The sequence below is a fragment of the Tolypothrix bouteillei VB521301 genome (assembly GCF_000760695.4).
Lineage (GTDB): Bacteria > Cyanobacteriota > Cyanobacteriia > Cyanobacteriales > Nostocaceae > Scytonema > Scytonema bouteillei_A.
The window spans coordinates 1,411,646-1,428,408 of sequence record NZ_JHEG04000001.1 but is presented as its reverse complement, the minus strand read 5'-3'; the positions used below and the strand labels follow the sequence as shown (position 1 = coordinate 1,428,408).

Sequence of the window (16,763 nt, the reverse complement as noted above, 5' to 3'; positions counted from 1 at the left end):
AACTTTCTAAATCTAAGATTTGTCAAAAGAGATGTCCTTGAGGTTATTTCAGGACTCAGTGTCCGTTCAATAGCATCTTGGATATCCTTAGAAATATTTGTGAAGAAATCCGATCGGTGAAGCTACCGTTCAGGGAGATTGCAGTTCCTTTGTTGACTGCAAAATCGTCAAGTGCGATCGCTCGGGGTGCGACATTGTTGACACTCAGTGAAAGCGTTTGAACGACAGATGTGCCCATTGAATCAGTCACTGTGAGCGTTGCGGTGTAAGTGCCATTGTCAACGAAGGTATGGCTAACAGTTTGTCCTGTAACAGTGGTTATCTTTGTATGTGTCGATTAATGCGGAGGTGTATAGATGACTATAACTGCTGAGGAGTTGTTGCAACGATATGCTGCAGGGGAAAGAGATTTTAGGAGAATTAATTTGGGAGCTTTCTTTGTCAGACCACCTTGGTTGATTGGTGTCAACCTGAGCAACGTCGATTTGGGCGGAGTTTACATCGAGAGCGGTGGTTTGATGAATACTAACTTGAGGAGTGCTAATTTGGAAAGATCTCACTTTACCAATACTCTTTTTATTAACACCAACTTGAGCAATACCAATCTCCGAAGTGCTAATTTGGATCGTGCTAATTTGACTGGTGCCAACTTGAGCGATGCCAACTTGAGCGGTGCTAACTTGAGCGGTGCAAACTTGACTGATGCCAACTTGGCTAATATTCAAGTCAACGAAAGGACTATTTTTTGTAATACCATTATGCCTGATGGCAGTATTGAAAATAGTGACACCAGAATTATTACCACAAGAGAATTGCTCAGGCGTTATGCAGATGGGGAGCGAAACTTTAGAAGTATCGTTTTGCATCGTGGTGACTTGAGCGGCGTTGACCTCCAGTCCATTGACTTGAGCGGCGCGAGCTTGAGCTACGTCAACTTTAGCAATGTCAAATTCCGTGCTTCTAATTTTTTGATGACCAAATTCATCTATTGTGATTTTCGGGATGCCAACATGGATATTTGCAACTTTGAAAGCATTATGCTGATTTATTGCGACTTCCGTGGAATGAATGGGGTTGGGATCGATTCTACCTGTGCTAATTATGTTTGTTCCAATTTCCAAGGCGCTAATTTTGGCGCTTCTGGTGAAGAACCTAGTTTCAAGTGCCATGTTACCTGGTGTGATGGCGTCTTCATTGACGAACCCACTGGGAAACTGCACCCCAGCAGCGAAAACATTTTCTTTGAAGAATAAATTCTCATTTTCTGTCTGAGCAATGAGAGGGCTTGAAAGCGAAGGATAAGGATTTTTGCCCTTAAGAATACTCCGAATCTCTTCAGGTATATTAGACAGAAAGTTAAATTGTTTGCTCTCGGATAAATTAATATTTCTAGAAAAACAGTATTTGTTACCAGTAAATTGTACGGAGACTAAGATAAGCGATCGCATCATGACTGGCAAAGGTAGACTGTGTGTCGGGAAAATTTGCGATTGACTTTAAGTAATTTGAAGTGCCCTAAATCTAAAAATTCTATAAATTTTAAAAACAAAGTGACTTTAAGAAACTGGGTTTTGCCTTTGATAGAGTCACCTAGAATTTCTCATGTAGATAGCTAGCGAATTACTAAACTTCTCAGACAAATACCTGTACTGTAATAGGAACCCAGTTTAATTTTTGAAATCCCCTCTTTCCTCCCTCAGCGCCCTCAACGCCTCTGCGGTTCGTTAAAATTTCCATAATTCAAATAAGATTGCCATAACACGCACATCACACCTAACAATCAAACAGACCAATGCACAAACTGTTGACATTCCGAAATGAAAAACTTTTGCGCCATGCTCTCACTCACCGTTCTTATGTCCATGAAAACCCAGATGCAGGAGAACACAACGAACGTCTGGAATTTCTAGGAGATGCTTTGCTAACTTTTTTAAGTGCTGAATATCTCCATCGCCGCCATCCAGATAAGGAAGAAGACGAACTCACTCGGCGACGTTCCGCACTTGTTGATGAAAAGCAACTGGCAAAGTTTGCTATGGAAGTTGGCTTAGACTTAAGGATGCGGTTGGGCAAAGGAGCGATTCGAGAAGGTGGGTACCACAATCCCAATTTGCTTAGCAGCACCTTTGAAGCAGTCATAGCCGCCTACTACTTAGACAACGATTCAGATACAGAAGCGGTTCGTCAAATTATAGAACCACTTTTTGATTCCGTACCACAAAAAGTTGTTGAATCTCGCTCTAGCATAGATTCAAAGAATAAGTTTCAAGAATGGGTACAGCGTAATGTGACTCAAACACCTCCCAAATATGTTACAGTCCAAGCTGGTGGTTCTTCCCACGCTCCTGAATTCACAGCCAAAGTACTTGTAAATAATCGCGTATACGGCGAAGGTAAGGGACGCAGCAAAAAAGATGCTGAAAAGGCGGCGGCTGAGGATGCACTGGCTCGTGTCAAAAAATGAATTGTGCTACTCTCACAAAAACTTTCCGAGCGATAAACTCAAAGATCATATGTGATAGGTGTCGCGTCCTTGTGCTTTGGCTTTATAGAGTGCTCGATCGGCAGTAACGATCAGCTTTTCCTGCAAAGACTCTGGTGTAGGAATCAAGCTAGCAATTCCCATACTAAGTGTTACGTGAGTACTTGCTCTAGAGCCTGCGTGAGGAATGGCTAACTTGGCAACTTGCTGTCGGATCTGTTGTGCTATGCAAATAGCGCCCTCTATATCAGTTTCGGGAAGCAGTACAGCAAATTCTTCTCCACCATAGCGAGCAACTAAATCTGCGGGACGTTTGCACGCACGCACGATCGCATGAGCGACTTCTTTAAGACAATTATCCCCTGCTACATGACCGTAGCAATCGTTATAGAATTTGAAATAATCGATATCGCACATAATTAATGCCAAAAAAGCCTGTCTGCGTTGAAGCCTTTGCCATTCCCGTTCCAGTACTTCATCAAAACAGCGCCGATTGTTGACTTGTGTTAACCCATCCAGAGTCGCCAAGCGCTGTAGTTCGTGGTTGGTGCGTATCAATGCTTCCTCTGTTTGCTTTCGCTGTATAAATTCAGCTAGCTCAATCGCAACAGCATTAACTAATTGTACTAACTTTGGATCGTAAGGCAATGGCGATCGCTTGAAAAAAACCAAAACAGCAAGCACTTGCTCCTGCAACACAATTGGCACACCAAAAGCCGCTTTCAATCCAGCACGATTAGCTGCTTCCGTCCTCAAAAAAACAGGCGCTTGCTTTTGTGAAACATCTTCAATCCACTCCGATTGCTGAGTGACCCAAACCCGACCCAGCAATCCAACACCATCAGTAAAGGTTATGCCCAATCGCGCCTGATGAAATTGCATAAGTGATAAATCGTGCATTGGATCGTGACAAGTTTGACTCAGTTGTAAAGTAATCGTACCGTCATCTAAAATCCAACCTTCGCCGTAATCCCAATCGATGGCTTGACGTACCATACATAAAAGGATTTTTAAAGCATCCTTAAAATCAGATGCTTGATGAACAGCATGAATTGTGGTTAACAACAGCTGAGTTGCTGCTTCAGCTTGCTTTCGCTCTTGAATCTCCTTTTGCAGCAGCCGATTGTGTTCCTTAAGTTGTTGGCGTTGCTTTTGAATATTAAGTTGATAGCGAATTCGGATCAAAACTTCTTCCGCTAGGAACGGTTTGGTGATGTAGTCTTCACCTCCAACCTCAAAAGCTCTAATTTTATCGACTGCTTCATCTAAAGCACTCAGGAAGATAATGGGAATTTCACGAGTTTGAGGAGATGCTTTTAATTGGGTACAAACAGCATACCCATCTATCCCTGGCATTTTAATATCCAACAAAATGAGATCGGGTGGCTCTAAGAAAATTGTTTTTAACGCGGCTTCACCACCGAGCGCTTTCCGAACTTTGTATCCTTGTTGACTGAGAATAGTAAAAAGTAGAGTAAGGTTAGCGATATTATCATCAACAATCAATAAATCAGCATGATTTTTGAGGGTTTGTGTATCCTCCAGAACTGCCAGGGTTACATCTTGATACTTATTCTCAGACTCCTGGTTTTGAATCAACATTGCAGTCAGAGCAAAGGTGTTAATCTAAAGAAATAGTTAAGGTAACCATCTTAACACCATTCTTACAAAACACCTTGGTATTTATGGCAAAAAAACTTACTTAATTGTAACCGTGACAGTTGCTGACATTCCGGGAGTTAAGCGCGATTCAAAACCGCGAATGCTCTGCGGCTCAAACACTATCTTGACAGGTATTCTTTGCTCGTCCAAATTTTTTGTAGATGATGATACCTGACTCTCTTGTGGCAAAGGAGTAAATTTACCAAAAGATGTAGGAGACATACTCTCCACCGTACCACGAAATTTGTGGCTGGGGAAAGCTGTCATCTTGATATCTACTTTTTGACCGGGCTGTATTTTTTCTAACTGTGTTTCTTTAAAGTTAGCCACAATCCAAGGATTTGGTTCTACAACTGTAATCAGGGTTTGTCCTGGTTGCACCTGCTGTCCTATTTGAACGTTTTTATTACCTACTTTTCCGGGTAGCAGCGCAGCAATCTTAGTGTAGGATAACTGGAGTTGTGCTTTTTTTAACTCAGTTTCTTTCTGCGCGATCGCAGCGAGAGCGGTTTTGTACTTTTGCTCGTCAATTTCTTTTTGCTGGTTAGCGGGTGTCAACTGCGAGACTTTCTGTATGCGCTCGGGTTGTTGGACTTGTTTGTTCTTGCTGGTTGATTTAGCACCCTGTGTTCCTGTCTTTGCAGATTTTGTGGCAATTGGTTCTGGAATATTAATTGTGTTAATAACCGCAGCTTTCATACTCTCTCGTACCTGTGCTGCTTGTTGTTTGGCTAACTCTAGAGACGCTTTTGCTTGGGACACAGAGACTTCATAATCGCGGGAATCGAGTTTCACCAACACCGCTCCAGGAGATACCATTTGGTTATCATTTATAGCAATTTCTGTGACTATTCCCGATACACGTGATGTAACGGGTTGAATATTTGCAGTGATAAAAGCATTGTCAGTGACTTGATATTTTTGAGCAAATTCCCAAGAACGATAACCGTACACCCCAGAAGCGATCGCTCCCGTACCTAACAACACGCCAATTGTCACTTTAGGGACTATATGGCTTGCAGAGGGCGAGACAGATTTTTTGTGATGAGTTGTTGTCTGAGTGGAATGAGTAGCGATCGCCTCTTGCTGCGACACTAAAGTTGTTTGTTCGTTTAGTCCTGTGACTTGCTGGGTTTGTTGTGAAGAATTTAGGCTTTCCATTAGCAACCTTCGTCTGGGCAACGATAACAGTTTTTTTAACCAGATTTATAAGTCGTAACAATTGTCAGCATCTCAGTAGCCTGATTTTGAGCAATTGTTGTCCGCTTTCAGGACGCGCTCAGTACTTCACTTGTTCCAAAAATATCCCATTCTCTTTTGTTCTGAGTTTTCAGTTAGCAATTCACAGACAACACGCAATATTATTTTTCTCCAAGATGTTTTCCTAAATTTATGTCAAATGGAAATATACCCACGCGAGGTACTATCTAAATGAATAGGGTTAATGGTAACGTCCAAACAGACCTTAGTGTAGGTTGAGTTTCGAGCTTTGCTCAACCCAACCTACACAGACAATTTATCAGTACCACAACAAGTCATGAAGATTAAATTACCAATAAAGCATATATTTGTCCTCGGGCTTACTCTTGGCTTGATAATAGTTACCAAACTTGCAGTCATACAACCGAGCATGGCACAGGGTCTATCAGTAGCACAAACTTACATTGAAGGTAAAAACATCACTGGTACTTTATTTTTCATAGAGCGAAAAGATGGATCTGTACAAATTAAAGGTGAGATCCAAGGAGATCTGACACCCGGTTTGCACGGGCTTCACATTCATTCCGCAGGCGTCTGCGATCCCGATGTCCAACCTGCTTTCACCACCAGTGGCGGACACTTTGACCCCGGTCCTTTTGGTTCGGAAGTTCCTGTCGAAGCCAACCATCCCTTCCATTCAGGTGATTTACCAAACTTATATGTCGATGAAAACGGTTACGCAAAGTACAATGTAGTAACCAGCCGCGTCACTCTACGTGAAAGCCCTGTCACTGTATTTGACGACAATGGCAGCGCAATTATCATTCACCAATTGCAGGATTTACAACAAGCAGAAGGGCTAGCAGCACAAGCAGGTGGAGGACGGATAGCCTGTGGAGTTATAACGCATTCCTATTCCTCTTAAGAATTGGGCAATTCTCTATAAAAGTTTAGTGGTGAATGGTTAGAAGTTAGTAGCTACTAATAACCACTCACCATATTTTGAACTACTTTTGTATCAATTTTTTACATCAACCCGTTTAAGTCCGGTTAATTAAAAGATGGCAATTAATCATGGATTCTGAGGCATTCGTACCAAAGTAAAATACCTTTATTTCTATATTTAAAGTTACTACATATACCTCTTCTAGTTATTGCCACACTAGCTTTTTCGCCATACCTGCAAAATGCCAGAAATTTAGGTTTGATAAAGTTCTTAGAGGTTGTTTGAAAAGTGGTTAGCTGTGATTTTAGGAACTTAGCGATCCCTATCTCCCCTTAATAAAGAGGGATAAATACTCTTAAAGTCCCCCAATTTCTCATGACATTTAGGGGGCTCTTAAATGTTTTGCTATTGATGAAAAGACTTTTCAAACATTCTCTTATATAACTCGTAGAATTTTATACTTTACAACTCTAAAATATATAATAAATTACAATAGTTATAGCATTCTAACACGAGCGCTTTATATTTTACTCAGGTAACTATTTTGATGTTAGTAGAAGAAATGTCTAAACCTACCATTGGAGAACTAGAAAGAGAAATTACAAATCGACTCCGTTCCTTTTATAATAAGGAATTGGGACATCGTCCAGGTAAAATTATCTGTCAATTTTTTGATACAGAACTAGTAATTTCTATAGAAAACTCTGTAACCCGCTCGGAACAAGTTTTAAAGACAGCAGGCTGCGATTCTTTAGCCGAACAAGTGCGAATAAATTTAAACAAAATTATCAGTCCTCAGATCAAAAAAATAATTGAAGAAGTTGTTCAAAAATCTGTTCTAGATTTAATAAGTAATACAAGTTTGGCGACGGAACGTACTGGAATTTTAGTTGTTTTAGAGGACTTACCAGAAGTACGGAATCGAGAGAGCATTCCTAAAGCTAATTAGAGGATTTCAGGTTACTAAAATAGCAATTTATAGCTATTTGTAACTCGTGAAGATAGAAAGGTTTACGAATATAGCGATCGGCACCAGCAAGAAGCAGATTATTTCCATCTTGTTCTTTTATTGAAGCTGTCATCCCAATGATAGGAATTGCCATTGTCTTTTGAGTATGCTTCAAGTAATGAATCACTTGTAGTCCACTTAAATCAGGGAGCGCAGGATCTAGTAAAATTAAGTCCGGTTGATGTGTTTGTGCCAAAATTAAAGCCTTGACTCCTTGTTTTGCACAAATACATGGCAACTTAAGTATCTTAAAATAAGAGTTGACTAATTCTAAATAGTGTAGATTTTGCTCTACAACCAAAACTAATGGCTGTCTATCCATAAATAATAGTTGCCTTTGAAAAGATTACATATCAAGACTTTATTCACTAAAACATCTTTTAGAGAATCTGTTTTTTGAAAGATGTACGAGGCTCCTTTCAAGCGGCTGTGCGCGGCTCAACATAGATAGAACTCGCCTTTAATTCACTAGGTACTGTATCTGCGCTAATTTTCAGGGAAGAATACAGCAGGCTAGCGGCAGCATCAAGCAAATATGATTATCTTAAACAGACAATTAGTCAAGAGGTATTGAAAAATTTAAGTGAACTTGAGAGTCAGGAGTGTTAATATTTATGGTTATCAGCTTATCTATTCTTTTCTCTCCAATAAGGTACGCCCAATGCAGCAGGAGGAGTAGACTTGTTCTTTTTTCCCATTAGGGCAAAGAGTGCGATCGCATAAGGTAGCATAATTAAAAACTGATAGGGGAGCTTTCCACCCAATGCTTGAATTCGCAATTGTAAAGCTTCAGTTGCGCCAAATAACAAACAAGCTAAAGCCGTTCCTATAGGATTCCACCGACCAAAGATAAGTGCTGCAATGGCAATAAAACCTTTGCCTGCACTCATTCCTTCAGCAAAGTATTTGACTTGCACTAAACTTAAGTAAGCACCACCCAACCCAGTCAGACAACCACTCGTTATGACAGCCAAGTAACGTACCCGTTCTACTGAAACGCCAGATGTATCAGCCGCACTGGGATATTCGCCAACAGCTCGTAAAGTTAGACCGTAGCTAGTGTGAAACAATACATATGTACTGAGAAAAACTAAGAGAAATAGTAAGTAGACGAGAACATCTTGTCGGAAAAGTAAAGCTCCTATAACTGGAATATCTGCAAGAAGAGGAACCCTAATTGGGTTAATTCCTGGGATACCTTGAGCATTCCCACCACCAAATACCAACCGAGACAGAAATGATGTTAAACCAGAAGCAACAAGATTGATTGCTAGTCCAGAAACTAACTGATTCACACGTAAAGACACAGATAAAAAAGCATGAAGTAATCCCGTCAATCCTCCAACACAGATGGAAGCAAGGACACCAAGCCAGACATTACCAGTGTAAAAAGTTGCAGCAGCACTTGTAAAAGCACCAATTAATAACATTCCTTCCAAAGCAATATTCAATACCCCCGACCTTTCTGAGAACAGACCCCCCAGTGCTGCAAATGCGAGAGGTACTGAAAGGCGCAGACTAGACACTAAATAATCGGAAAAGAAGTTAATCATTTTGTTAATGGCTAATGGCTAATGGCTAATAGCTAATAGCTAATTGCACCATTAGTAAAGCATGGCGGAAATAGCTATACCATTAGGATTGAGAGAAAAGATTCAGTAATAAGCGTTTGCGCCTTCTGCCCGCTCTACATACTTCTGCCTTCACGTACTAGCCATCAGCCATTAGCCCTTCGGGTATCTCCTTACGGAGACGCTTCGCGTTGCGAAGCTATGCCCGCAGGGCTATACGCCAGTTCCCAGGGCGCGGGAAACCCGCCTGCTTTCCCTGGACTCACCATTAGCCATTAGCTATTAGCCCTAATTTTTCCTTCTATTGCCAGACTAACAGCAATAAACAGCACCGTCAAACCTTGAATGACATAAACTACTGTTACCGGAACCCCAGCGCTGCGTTGCATGACGTTTGCACCACTCCTTAAAGCACCAAAAAACAGAGAAGCGAATACAACACCTGTTACACTACCGCGACTGAGGAATGCTATGGCGATCGCATCAAATCCATAACCGGGAGAAACAACTTCATATAGGCGATATTTTGCTCCCATCACCTCAATAGCCCCAGCTAATCCTGCTAAACCACCTGCTAGCGCCATAACAAGCACGATGGTGCGTTTTACAGAAATACCACCGTAACGCGAAGCTACAGGATTAAATCCCACGGCAGCAATTTGATAACCTAGAGGTGACAGCACCAACAATACCCAGACAATCCCTGCAACCAGTAACGCCAGTAAAATTCCTGCATGAGCAAGACTGTCTGGTAAAATTATGGGTAAATAAGCAGACTGAGCAATTTCTGAGGAATAAGGGCTGGGTGCATCAGGTGCTTTTAGAGGATTTTGTACGAGATAGCTAATAAAGTTAAAAGCAATGTAGTTTAACAGCAGAGTTGAGATTACCTCATTAACTCCTTGCATGGCTTTCAGGTAACCCGGTATGAAACCCCAAATTGCTGCAAACAAGAACCCAGAAGTCAATGCTAAAGGAATATGAATCCATGAAGGCAATCCGGTAACGTACAACCCTACCAAAGCACTTCCTAAAGCACCGAGATAAATTTGCCCTTCTCCACCAATGTTAAACTGGCCAGCACGTAGAGCGACTAAAACCCCCAAACTTGTTAACAATAATGGTGCCATTTTGGTTAGCGTATTGCCAAAACCAAAGTATGTTGTCAAAGACTCCTGAAACAAAGCCGTGTAAGCAGCAATAGGATTTGCTCCAGCAATTAAAATAAGAATTGCACCAACGAGCAGTGCTGCTGCGATCGCTAAGATAGGGGATAAGATAAGTCGTTTGTCATTGGTCATATTTCCTTAATTCTCTTTTGAATTTATCCAAGTTAAGTATCATACCTGTGATTCTCTCCTTGTCCCCCTTGTCTCCCTTGTCCTCCTTGTTCCCTCGTCCCCCCTCCCATTAAAAACCCAATTTCTCCTACAGTAGTGGTTCTTGCATCCAAAATAGCAACAAACTCACCCCCATACATCACCGCAATACGATCGCCGATCGCCATAACTTCCTCTAACTCTGTGGAGACGTACAAAATAGCAGCACCGCGATCGCGTTGGGCTAATAATCGTTGCTGTACTGCTTCAGTTGCACCTACATCGAGTCCCCGTGTTGGTTGCATAGCCACAATGAACATTGGTTCCCCTGCAAGTTCCCTTGCTAGCACCACTTTTTGTTGATTTCCCCCTGAAAGCTGACTGACTTTGACGGCTTCGCTACTCGCCCGGATATCAAACTCTTGCATAGCAGACTTGGCATGATTCTTTATCGCTTTACCCTGTAACAAAAAGCGACGACAGAAGGGCAATTTCCTAAAAGCTTTCAAAATCAGATTTTCAGCAATATTAAACTGCAATACTAAACCCATTTTTTGCCTATCTTCTGGAATATATCCTAAAATTCTTTGTGACAAAGAATCGGAACTCAACGCAATTTTTCCGTGCTTCACAGTTCGCAAGCCAGTTAATGCATCAGCCAATTCTCGCTGTCCGTTACCATCTACCCCCGCAATTCCCAAAACTTCCCCCGATCGCAGTTCAAATGAGACATTACGAACTGCGAGCGCACCTCGGTCATCTACGACGTATAATTCCCGTGCTGACAATACAACTTTCCCTGGTGTTGCAGCCAATTTATCTAACTTCAGAGCCACCTCACGCCCAACCATCAATTCAGCTAATTTTTGAGCAGTTATCTCTTGAGTCGTCGTATTTGCAACTACTTTTCCCCGACGCAAAACCGTGATTGTATCGCACAAGCTTATCACCTCATCCAACTTGTGACTGATAAAAATAATGATATGTCCGCTAGCTGCTAGTTGTCGCAAAGTCGCCACTAAGGATGCGACTTCCGACGGTGTCAAGACTGCTGTGGGTTCATCAAGAATCAATAATTTTGCTTTACGATAAAGAACTTTGAGAATTTCAACTCGCTGCTGCACTCCCACTGGTAAATTGCCTACTTTAGCCGTTGGGTCAACATCTAAGCCGTAAGTTTGGCATAAAGCTGCTATTTCTTGTTTTTTTTGACGGAAATTGAGACGCCAGCTATTTGATGTCCCCAAAATAATATTTTCTGTAACAGTTAACTGCGGAACTAGCATGAAGTGTTGGTGAATCATGCCAATACCCAATGTAATAGCTGCACTTGGAGAAGTTATTTTGACAGCTTTTTCCTCCAAATATATCTGACCGCCATCAGGTTGATACAGACCACTGAGAATATTCATTAACGTAGTCTTACCTGCACCATTTTCACCCAATATGGCATGAATGGTTCCATATTCAACACTAAAGCTAACGTTGTCATTAGCTACGAATGAGCCAAAGCTTTTGGTAATTTTTTCCAAGCACAAGTACGGCATTTTTACAGTTTATCAGTACAAGTCATCTCGATCTAAGATTGCATAAGTTTGTTACAAAGTAGAACAATAACGGGTCACTTCCAACAAAAATACAGGTATTTTCTGCTTTTATAGGAAATTTTACCCTTGCAGGCAAATACCCACAAGTTTCAGTCATAACTAGTATCTTTTATCTCTAAGAACATCAGTGTTAATCCTCAGCCTAGTGTCAGAATCTTGAACCATAATTCTAAATGCTGATTTCAATAATATGACTTCTTGAAATTACCAGAGAAATTAGCAAAATATATGATTTATCCTTTGGGGAAAATTTCACCAGAAATAGACATATATTTCAAACTGACAATTATATTTAGTTTTTTATGTTTGTCAATTTATTAATAAATTCTTTAGGGGAAATTGCAGCACTAAGTGCTGCTTCAATTTGGGCATTTACTGCGATCGTGGATAACGGCTTAGGTCAAAAAATTTCTCCTTGGAAAATGACCTTATTGAAAGCGTCAATTGGAATTGTTGCTATTGTTTTAACTATACTTTGGCAAGGAATTGGGTTCCCAATTTTAAATCCTGTAAGTATTGGATTTTTGTTGTTAAGCGGTGTAATAGGAATTTGTTTTAGCGATACTTGTTATTTTCAAGCACTTTACTGTCTTGGACCCAGGCGGGCTTTGCTCTTGCAAACATTAACTTCTCCTTTCTCTGCTTTACTAGCTTATGCTTACTTGCATGAGAGCCTCAGCCTCATTAACTGGTTGGGTATGGGAGTTACTCTTGTTGGGGTTGCTTGGGTCATAGGCGAAGAGAATTCTGAAAAGAGCCATAGCAATCGATCTCCCAAATTGCAAACAGGAATTATATTCGGTGTTTTAGCATCTATGGGACAGGCTATTGGAGCCGTCTTGTCTAGAGCTGCTTTAACTCAAACGAGTATCAATCCTTTATGGAGTACGCTACTGCGTCTAAGTGCAGGCGTTGCAGTATTGTTACTGTGGTATTTTCTTCAAAAAAGAAAGCATTTCCCGCACAGAAAACAACAGAAGATATTTGGTGGATTACCCATGGGTACAGTTACTATAAGTGCTTTTTTTGGAACCTTTGTGGGTGGGTGCTTGCAACAAACCGCTTTCAAGTACACGGCGACAGGAGTGGCGCAAGCACTTTGTGCTACCAGCCCCGCGTTTATTTTACCAATTGCTATGTGGATGGGTGAGAAAGTCAGTTCCCGTGCTATTCAAGGTGTGCTCATTGCCTTTGCGGGAATTGGTTTATTATTGGGACACGTATAATGAAGAAAAAATAAAGAATACAGGGTGAAAGATGAACTTTTTCATCCTTTCAAGCTGGTGAAATCCCTGGTTTTTGGGCATTGTTTCATTTTTCGAGCTTTATACTTTATTTTTCACGAAAAAAAAGCTCGGTCTTTTTCCGGAATGGTTGTGGCTTGAGTAGTAGACACTATTAGATAAGCAACTTATACCGAAACCTTACATCACTTATATAACGAACAGAAGGGGACTTACCCCAATCAAAAGCCCGGTCGATGACGATCGGGCTTTTGGCATAATATCAAGTGCAGGTGATTACTCATAATAAAATTCATTAACGTAGGTTGGGCTGACCGTGGAGAAACCCAACACAAGGGAGAATTCATGTTGGGTTTCGTTCCGAATGGCATGCTTGTTAAGGGAGAATCCCAATTTGGAACAAACATTGAGCGATTGAAATCGTGGTTATACAAGCGATCGTCCGCAAGACAAGGACTTCATATTAAGTCCACCTCCGTGGACGAGCGTTTGTGTAGCTCCAGAATTCTATTCTGAAGCTATATTTGCCAATATGGGATGATCGCTTATGCAGGAAGCAACACTTTGTCAATGACATGGATAACACCGTTATCAGCAGTAACATCAGGTGTTGTAACTATTGCATCATTCACCTTGACGCCACCATTAGAAGCATCAATTTTCACGGACGATCCTTCAACAGTAGTCGCTGAAGTTAAGTTAACTACTTCAGATGAAGTCACTTTGCCAGGAACAACGTGATAGGTCAAGATTTGTGTGAGCTTTGGAATGTCTTGAAGTAATCCGTCTACCGTACCTTCTGGAAGCTTAGCAAAAGCTTCATCTGTAGGCGCAAAAACAGTGAATGGACCAGCGCCTTTTAGTGTATCTACTAAATTGGCAGCTTTAACTGCAGCAACTAGAGTGTTAAAGGAACCGGCATTAACAGCAGTATCAACAATGTCAGCCATGTGTTTCACCTGTTTTCTTGAATCTGTTAAATACTGTAACATTATGAAAGTTAAAAATCTACAGTAAATCGATAGGATTTATGTAATATATTTTTATGCACCTACAAGTAATTTAAATTTACAAATTTAGGCTCTAAGGAATTGTTGACGGGTAATACTAAATCCGCCTCTTGTACCCCCTTTATGATTAAGTCCGTGTAGGCGGTGAGTCCAGCCCTGTAGACAAGTTTCCTGCGCCCTGGGGACTGGCATATAGCCCTTCGGGCATGGCATAAAGGCATCACGAAGCGTGTGCCTTGCACATAGCGTCTGTGCTCCTGAGATACCCGTATAGCCCTGCGGGCATAGCTTTGCAACGCGTTCGTCGCGGAGCGTGCGCTTTGCGCTTAGCGTCTCCGTAAGGAGAAGGGCGAACCCGGAGGGTTTTCTCACGTCCTGGCGACTGGTGAGTCCAGTCCTGATAGCGAAGCGTGGCACGAAGGTTCTCACGCTCCGCGTGGGAACGCCATAAGGAAGGCTCCACCTCGCTTGGCAGATGCCTGTAGGTTATAGCCTTGTAATCGCTACTTTTTTATTTAGTAGCAAGCAATCGGTAAAGAGTACTCAAAAGCAAGAAAAAGCATCTACACTTAATACAGGTAGTACAAAACTTGCTGCTAGAGATATAAAAGTCGTAAGAGTAGTACGCGCTAAATAACTGACTTCACTCGCAATCTTAGAAAAACAAGGCACTCTTTAAAAAAGATTAGAATATCTTAGATATAAGCTAGAATGCCCTGAATTTGCAGCAGATCCTCAACAATTAGAAGCTTTGAATGCAGGTGGACTTGATATTGCATCTACAGACGAATCGCCGCTAGTTTTTGCACAAGCGGCTGGAACACAGTTAGTTTATCTAGCTACAGCTTCGGCTAATGCTAAATCTATTTCTCATTTGGTTCCTGTTAATTCTTTTATGACTAATTAAAACTTCCATCTGCGGTGTTAGCTAATGCATCTACTTTGACTTTAACTGCATTTAAATATTCTTCATCACTCAAAGCTTGTGATGGTACTTTTCTGGTATTAACAGCGACTTGAACAATATCTTCAGCACTAATTTCTTTTTGTCGAATAGCCAGAAGAAAATCACTATAGCCAGGAATTCCTTGTTGACTAAAGTAACCTTGATAAGCTAAATTAACAAGCTCTAAAGGTTCTAGTTGAGTAATACTTGATTGAGTATTGCTCGATTCCACACGATTGACCGATGTCTTTTCAGTGGCAAAAACAGGCAGAGTAGAAGTAGAGAGCAACAACGCAGATAAGCTACCAAAAATTAAACGTTTCATGTTCTTATTGGAGTAAAGAATTGAGTTAAAAGCCGTATTTAATACCTTGTAGGCAGTGGCTTAAAATTAGCAATATGAGTTTAGCTTCTTGACTCTGACTTAAACTATCTTTTTGGAATTAGATCGGAATCTATTAGCTTGAATCTTTTTCCAACCAAAGTAGATTGAGTCAAAGTTAAGCTTTACTTAATTTCATAATGCCATTCTGCCTGCAAGGACTCTTCTTTCTCCAGTTAGAGATTGCAACTACCCCCAAATACTATCTTCTCCATTTATATTAAAAAATTGAGTTTTTAAATTTAGAAATATAGTTTAGTACTATTTCGATTAGCTCAGTTTATAAAAAATTGACTAATTTCTCCAAAACACTACATTTGATTTTATATCTCTTCAAAAGTAGGTCGGTTTTTCAGAAATAAAATACCAATCCTATATCTTATTAAAGATATAGGATTGTAGCAAATTACAATCAAATGAGTGTATTATGATTGATTCATTTATTAATTGCTTTTTAAAATAAGTAATTCTAATGCTTTGAAAGCAGTTTCTATGGCTTTTTGCTCTGTACTCTAGCAATCATAATTGAATTTTGAGTAAAATTTAATTCAGCCCAAGCGATTAGAAATCGCGGCTATATAAACGAAACCTCCGAAGGCAGGTTTTTTTAATATCTGTAGCTTACGAAAGTACTGGTTCTGCTTCTACCTTCTCTGCTTTCTTCTGTACGATGTTTGGGGCTTCGACACCGAACGGCTCACCTTCAACCGCTTGCGATCGCAAACGATTGACACTACTAATTTCAGCACCAATGAAACCAGTTACCTGTTTTACTTTTATGTGCTCGTTGCTCATAAGAATTTTTCAGAGTTTATTTCTATTTTACTATTATTCTATCAGTTTACCGTACTTTTTAAATTGTGGCTAGTTCGATTAACAATCCAACTTGTGAGAAGGGGTAAGTGTCGCGCAAACCAAACCGATTCTAAAAGGCAAACAATACCACTTCTGATTGTTGTATTAGGAGCGCCAATGTAGTGTGCTAGACTACCAGCTATTAAGTTACCTAAAAGTAACGTGCCAATCATAGCAAGAGAATAAAGACTCATCACCTTGCCACGCTTATCGTCTTCTACTAGGGTTTGGACAATCGTGTTACTGCAAGAAACCTGAAGTATTCCACCGCCGCCAACCACCACTAGCATCAACAACGAAAGCAAGACCTCTGTCGATAGTGCAAAGGCAATGAGTCCAATCCCGATCGCAATAGGACACAAGCTTCTAGCCCGTTACTAATAAAGAACGGGCGAGGACGCCCGTCCCACAAGATGAATAATTTATTTCTTGGATATCCCTAAAAAGCTGATTTATTTGTGATTGTTAGCTGTAACCGATATGATACTCTAATTATTAGCCTTTCAAACAATTAAAGCTTTGTTTCCCTG

At 40.7% G+C, this 16,763-nt stretch carries 17 protein-coding genes; 6 read left to right on the top strand and 11 right to left on the bottom strand.

Annotated elements, in window-relative coordinates; translation table 11 throughout:
* Positions 1 to 55: 55 nt before the first annotated feature.
* Positions 56 to 322 (bottom strand): PKD domain-containing protein, encoded by a 267-nt coding sequence (locus tag HC643_RS05635; protein WP_137986471.1) that lies wholly within the window; start codon positions 320 to 322, stop codon positions 56 to 58.
* Between the two features lie 34 nt (positions 323 to 356).
* Between HC643_RS05635 and HC643_RS05630 the strand changes: the two genes are divergently transcribed.
* Together HC643_RS05630 and rnc are read left to right on the top strand one after the other, a co-directional pair.
* Positions 357 to 1,253, top strand: a complete 897-nt coding sequence (locus HC643_RS05630) for a pentapeptide repeat-containing protein (RefSeq protein ID WP_167844628.1) — start codon at positions 357 to 359, stop codon at positions 1,251 to 1,253.
* Positions 1,254 to 1,792: 539 nt separating this feature from the next.
* Positions 1,793 to 2,464 carry a ribonuclease III gene (gene rnc, locus HC643_RS05625; protein WP_038088898.1) on the top strand — a complete coding sequence of 224 codons (672 nt, stop codon included), beginning with the start codon at positions 1,793 to 1,795 and terminating at the stop codon, positions 2,462 to 2,464.
* 45 nt (positions 2,465 to 2,509) lie between these two features.
* Here the strand turns inward: rnc and HC643_RS05620 are convergent, their stop codons facing one another.
* Both HC643_RS05620 and HC643_RS05615 read right to left on the bottom strand, forming a co-directional pair.
* On the bottom strand, positions 2,510 to 4,084 hold the full coding sequence (locus HC643_RS05620; RefSeq protein ID WP_038088902.1) for a diguanylate cyclase: 1,575 nt from the start codon (positions 4,082 to 4,084) through the stop codon (positions 2,510 to 2,512).
* A 96-nt stretch (positions 4,085 to 4,180) separates the two neighbouring features.
* Entirely contained in the window at positions 4,181 to 5,305 is a 1,125-nt protein-coding gene (locus tag HC643_RS05615) for an HlyD family secretion protein (RefSeq protein WP_038088905.1), read from the bottom strand.
* A gap of 376 nt (positions 5,306 to 5,681) precedes the next feature.
* On the opposite strand from HC643_RS05615, the gene HC643_RS05610 reads away from it, so the two are divergent.
* Positions 5,682 to 6,269 (top strand): superoxide dismutase family protein, encoded by a 588-nt coding sequence (locus HC643_RS05610; RefSeq protein ID WP_038088908.1) that lies wholly within the window; start codon positions 5,682 to 5,684, stop codon positions 6,267 to 6,269.
* 583 nt (positions 6,270 to 6,852) lie between these two features.
* Entirely contained in the window at positions 6,853 to 7,239 is a 387-nt protein-coding gene (locus HC643_RS05605; RefSeq protein ID WP_038089066.1) for a Na-translocating system protein MpsC family protein, read from the top strand.
* Here the strand turns inward: HC643_RS05605 and HC643_RS05600 are convergent.
* From HC643_RS05600 to HC643_RS05585, 4 genes are all read right to left on the bottom strand, one after another.
* Positions 7,232 to 7,621 (bottom strand): response regulator, encoded by a 390-nt coding sequence (locus HC643_RS05600; RefSeq protein WP_038088909.1) that lies wholly within the window; start codon positions 7,619 to 7,621, stop codon positions 7,232 to 7,234. The genes HC643_RS05605 and HC643_RS05600 overlap by 8 nt on opposite strands.
* Before the next feature lie 304 nt (positions 7,622 to 7,925).
* Complete coding sequence (locus tag HC643_RS05595; protein WP_038088913.1) at positions 7,926 to 8,852, bottom strand: ABC transporter permease; 927 nt, start codon at positions 8,850 to 8,852, stop codon at positions 7,926 to 7,928.
* A 293-nt stretch (positions 8,853 to 9,145) separates the two neighbouring features.
* Entirely contained in the window at positions 9,146 to 10,171 is a 1,026-nt protein-coding gene (locus HC643_RS05590; protein WP_038088916.1) for an ABC transporter permease, read from the bottom strand.
* A gap of 32 nt (positions 10,172 to 10,203) precedes the next feature.
* Positions 10,204 to 11,736 (bottom strand): ABC transporter ATP-binding protein, encoded by a 1,533-nt coding sequence (locus tag HC643_RS05585; protein ID WP_050046389.1) that lies wholly within the window; start codon positions 11,734 to 11,736, stop codon positions 10,204 to 10,206.
* Positions 11,737 to 12,098: 362 nt separating this feature from the next.
* On the opposite strand from HC643_RS05585, the gene HC643_RS05580 reads away from it, so the two are divergent.
* Positions 12,099 to 13,022: a DMT family transporter gene (locus tag HC643_RS05580; RefSeq protein ID WP_038088917.1), complete on the top strand. Its 924-nt coding sequence runs from the start codon at positions 12,099 to 12,101 to the stop codon at positions 13,020 to 13,022.
* 563 nt (positions 13,023 to 13,585) lie between these two features.
* Here the strand turns inward: HC643_RS05580 and HC643_RS05575 are convergent.
* Entirely contained in the window at positions 13,586 to 13,990 is a 405-nt protein-coding gene (locus HC643_RS05575; RefSeq protein ID WP_038089072.1) for a fasciclin domain-containing protein, read from the bottom strand.
* An 811-nt stretch (positions 13,991 to 14,801) separates the two neighbouring features.
* Between HC643_RS05575 and HC643_RS42010 the strand changes: the two genes are divergently transcribed.
* A complete protein-coding gene (locus HC643_RS42010; RefSeq protein ID WP_202048588.1) occupies positions 14,802 to 14,957 on the top strand; it encodes a hypothetical protein in 156 nt (51 codons plus the stop codon).
* On the opposite strand, the gene HC643_RS05565 is transcribed toward HC643_RS42010, so the two are convergent.
* The 3 genes from HC643_RS05565 to HC643_RS05555 form a co-directional block, all read right to left on the bottom strand.
* Complete coding sequence (locus HC643_RS05565; protein ID WP_050046390.1) at positions 14,950 to 15,321, bottom strand: hypothetical protein; 372 nt, start codon at positions 15,319 to 15,321, stop codon at positions 14,950 to 14,952. The two genes, HC643_RS42010 and HC643_RS05565, sit on opposite strands and share 8 nt — an antisense overlap.
* Before the next feature lie 678 nt (positions 15,322 to 15,999).
* Complete coding sequence (locus tag HC643_RS40755; RefSeq protein ID WP_202048587.1) at positions 16,000 to 16,173, bottom strand: hypothetical protein; 174 nt, start codon at positions 16,171 to 16,173, stop codon at positions 16,000 to 16,002.
* Between the two features lie 41 nt (positions 16,174 to 16,214).
* Positions 16,215 to 16,595, bottom strand: coding sequence for an MFS transporter (locus HC643_RS05555; RefSeq protein WP_237265835.1), 381 nt, complete (start codon positions 16,593 to 16,595; stop codon positions 16,215 to 16,217).
* Positions 16,596 to 16,763 lie beyond the last annotated feature (168 nt).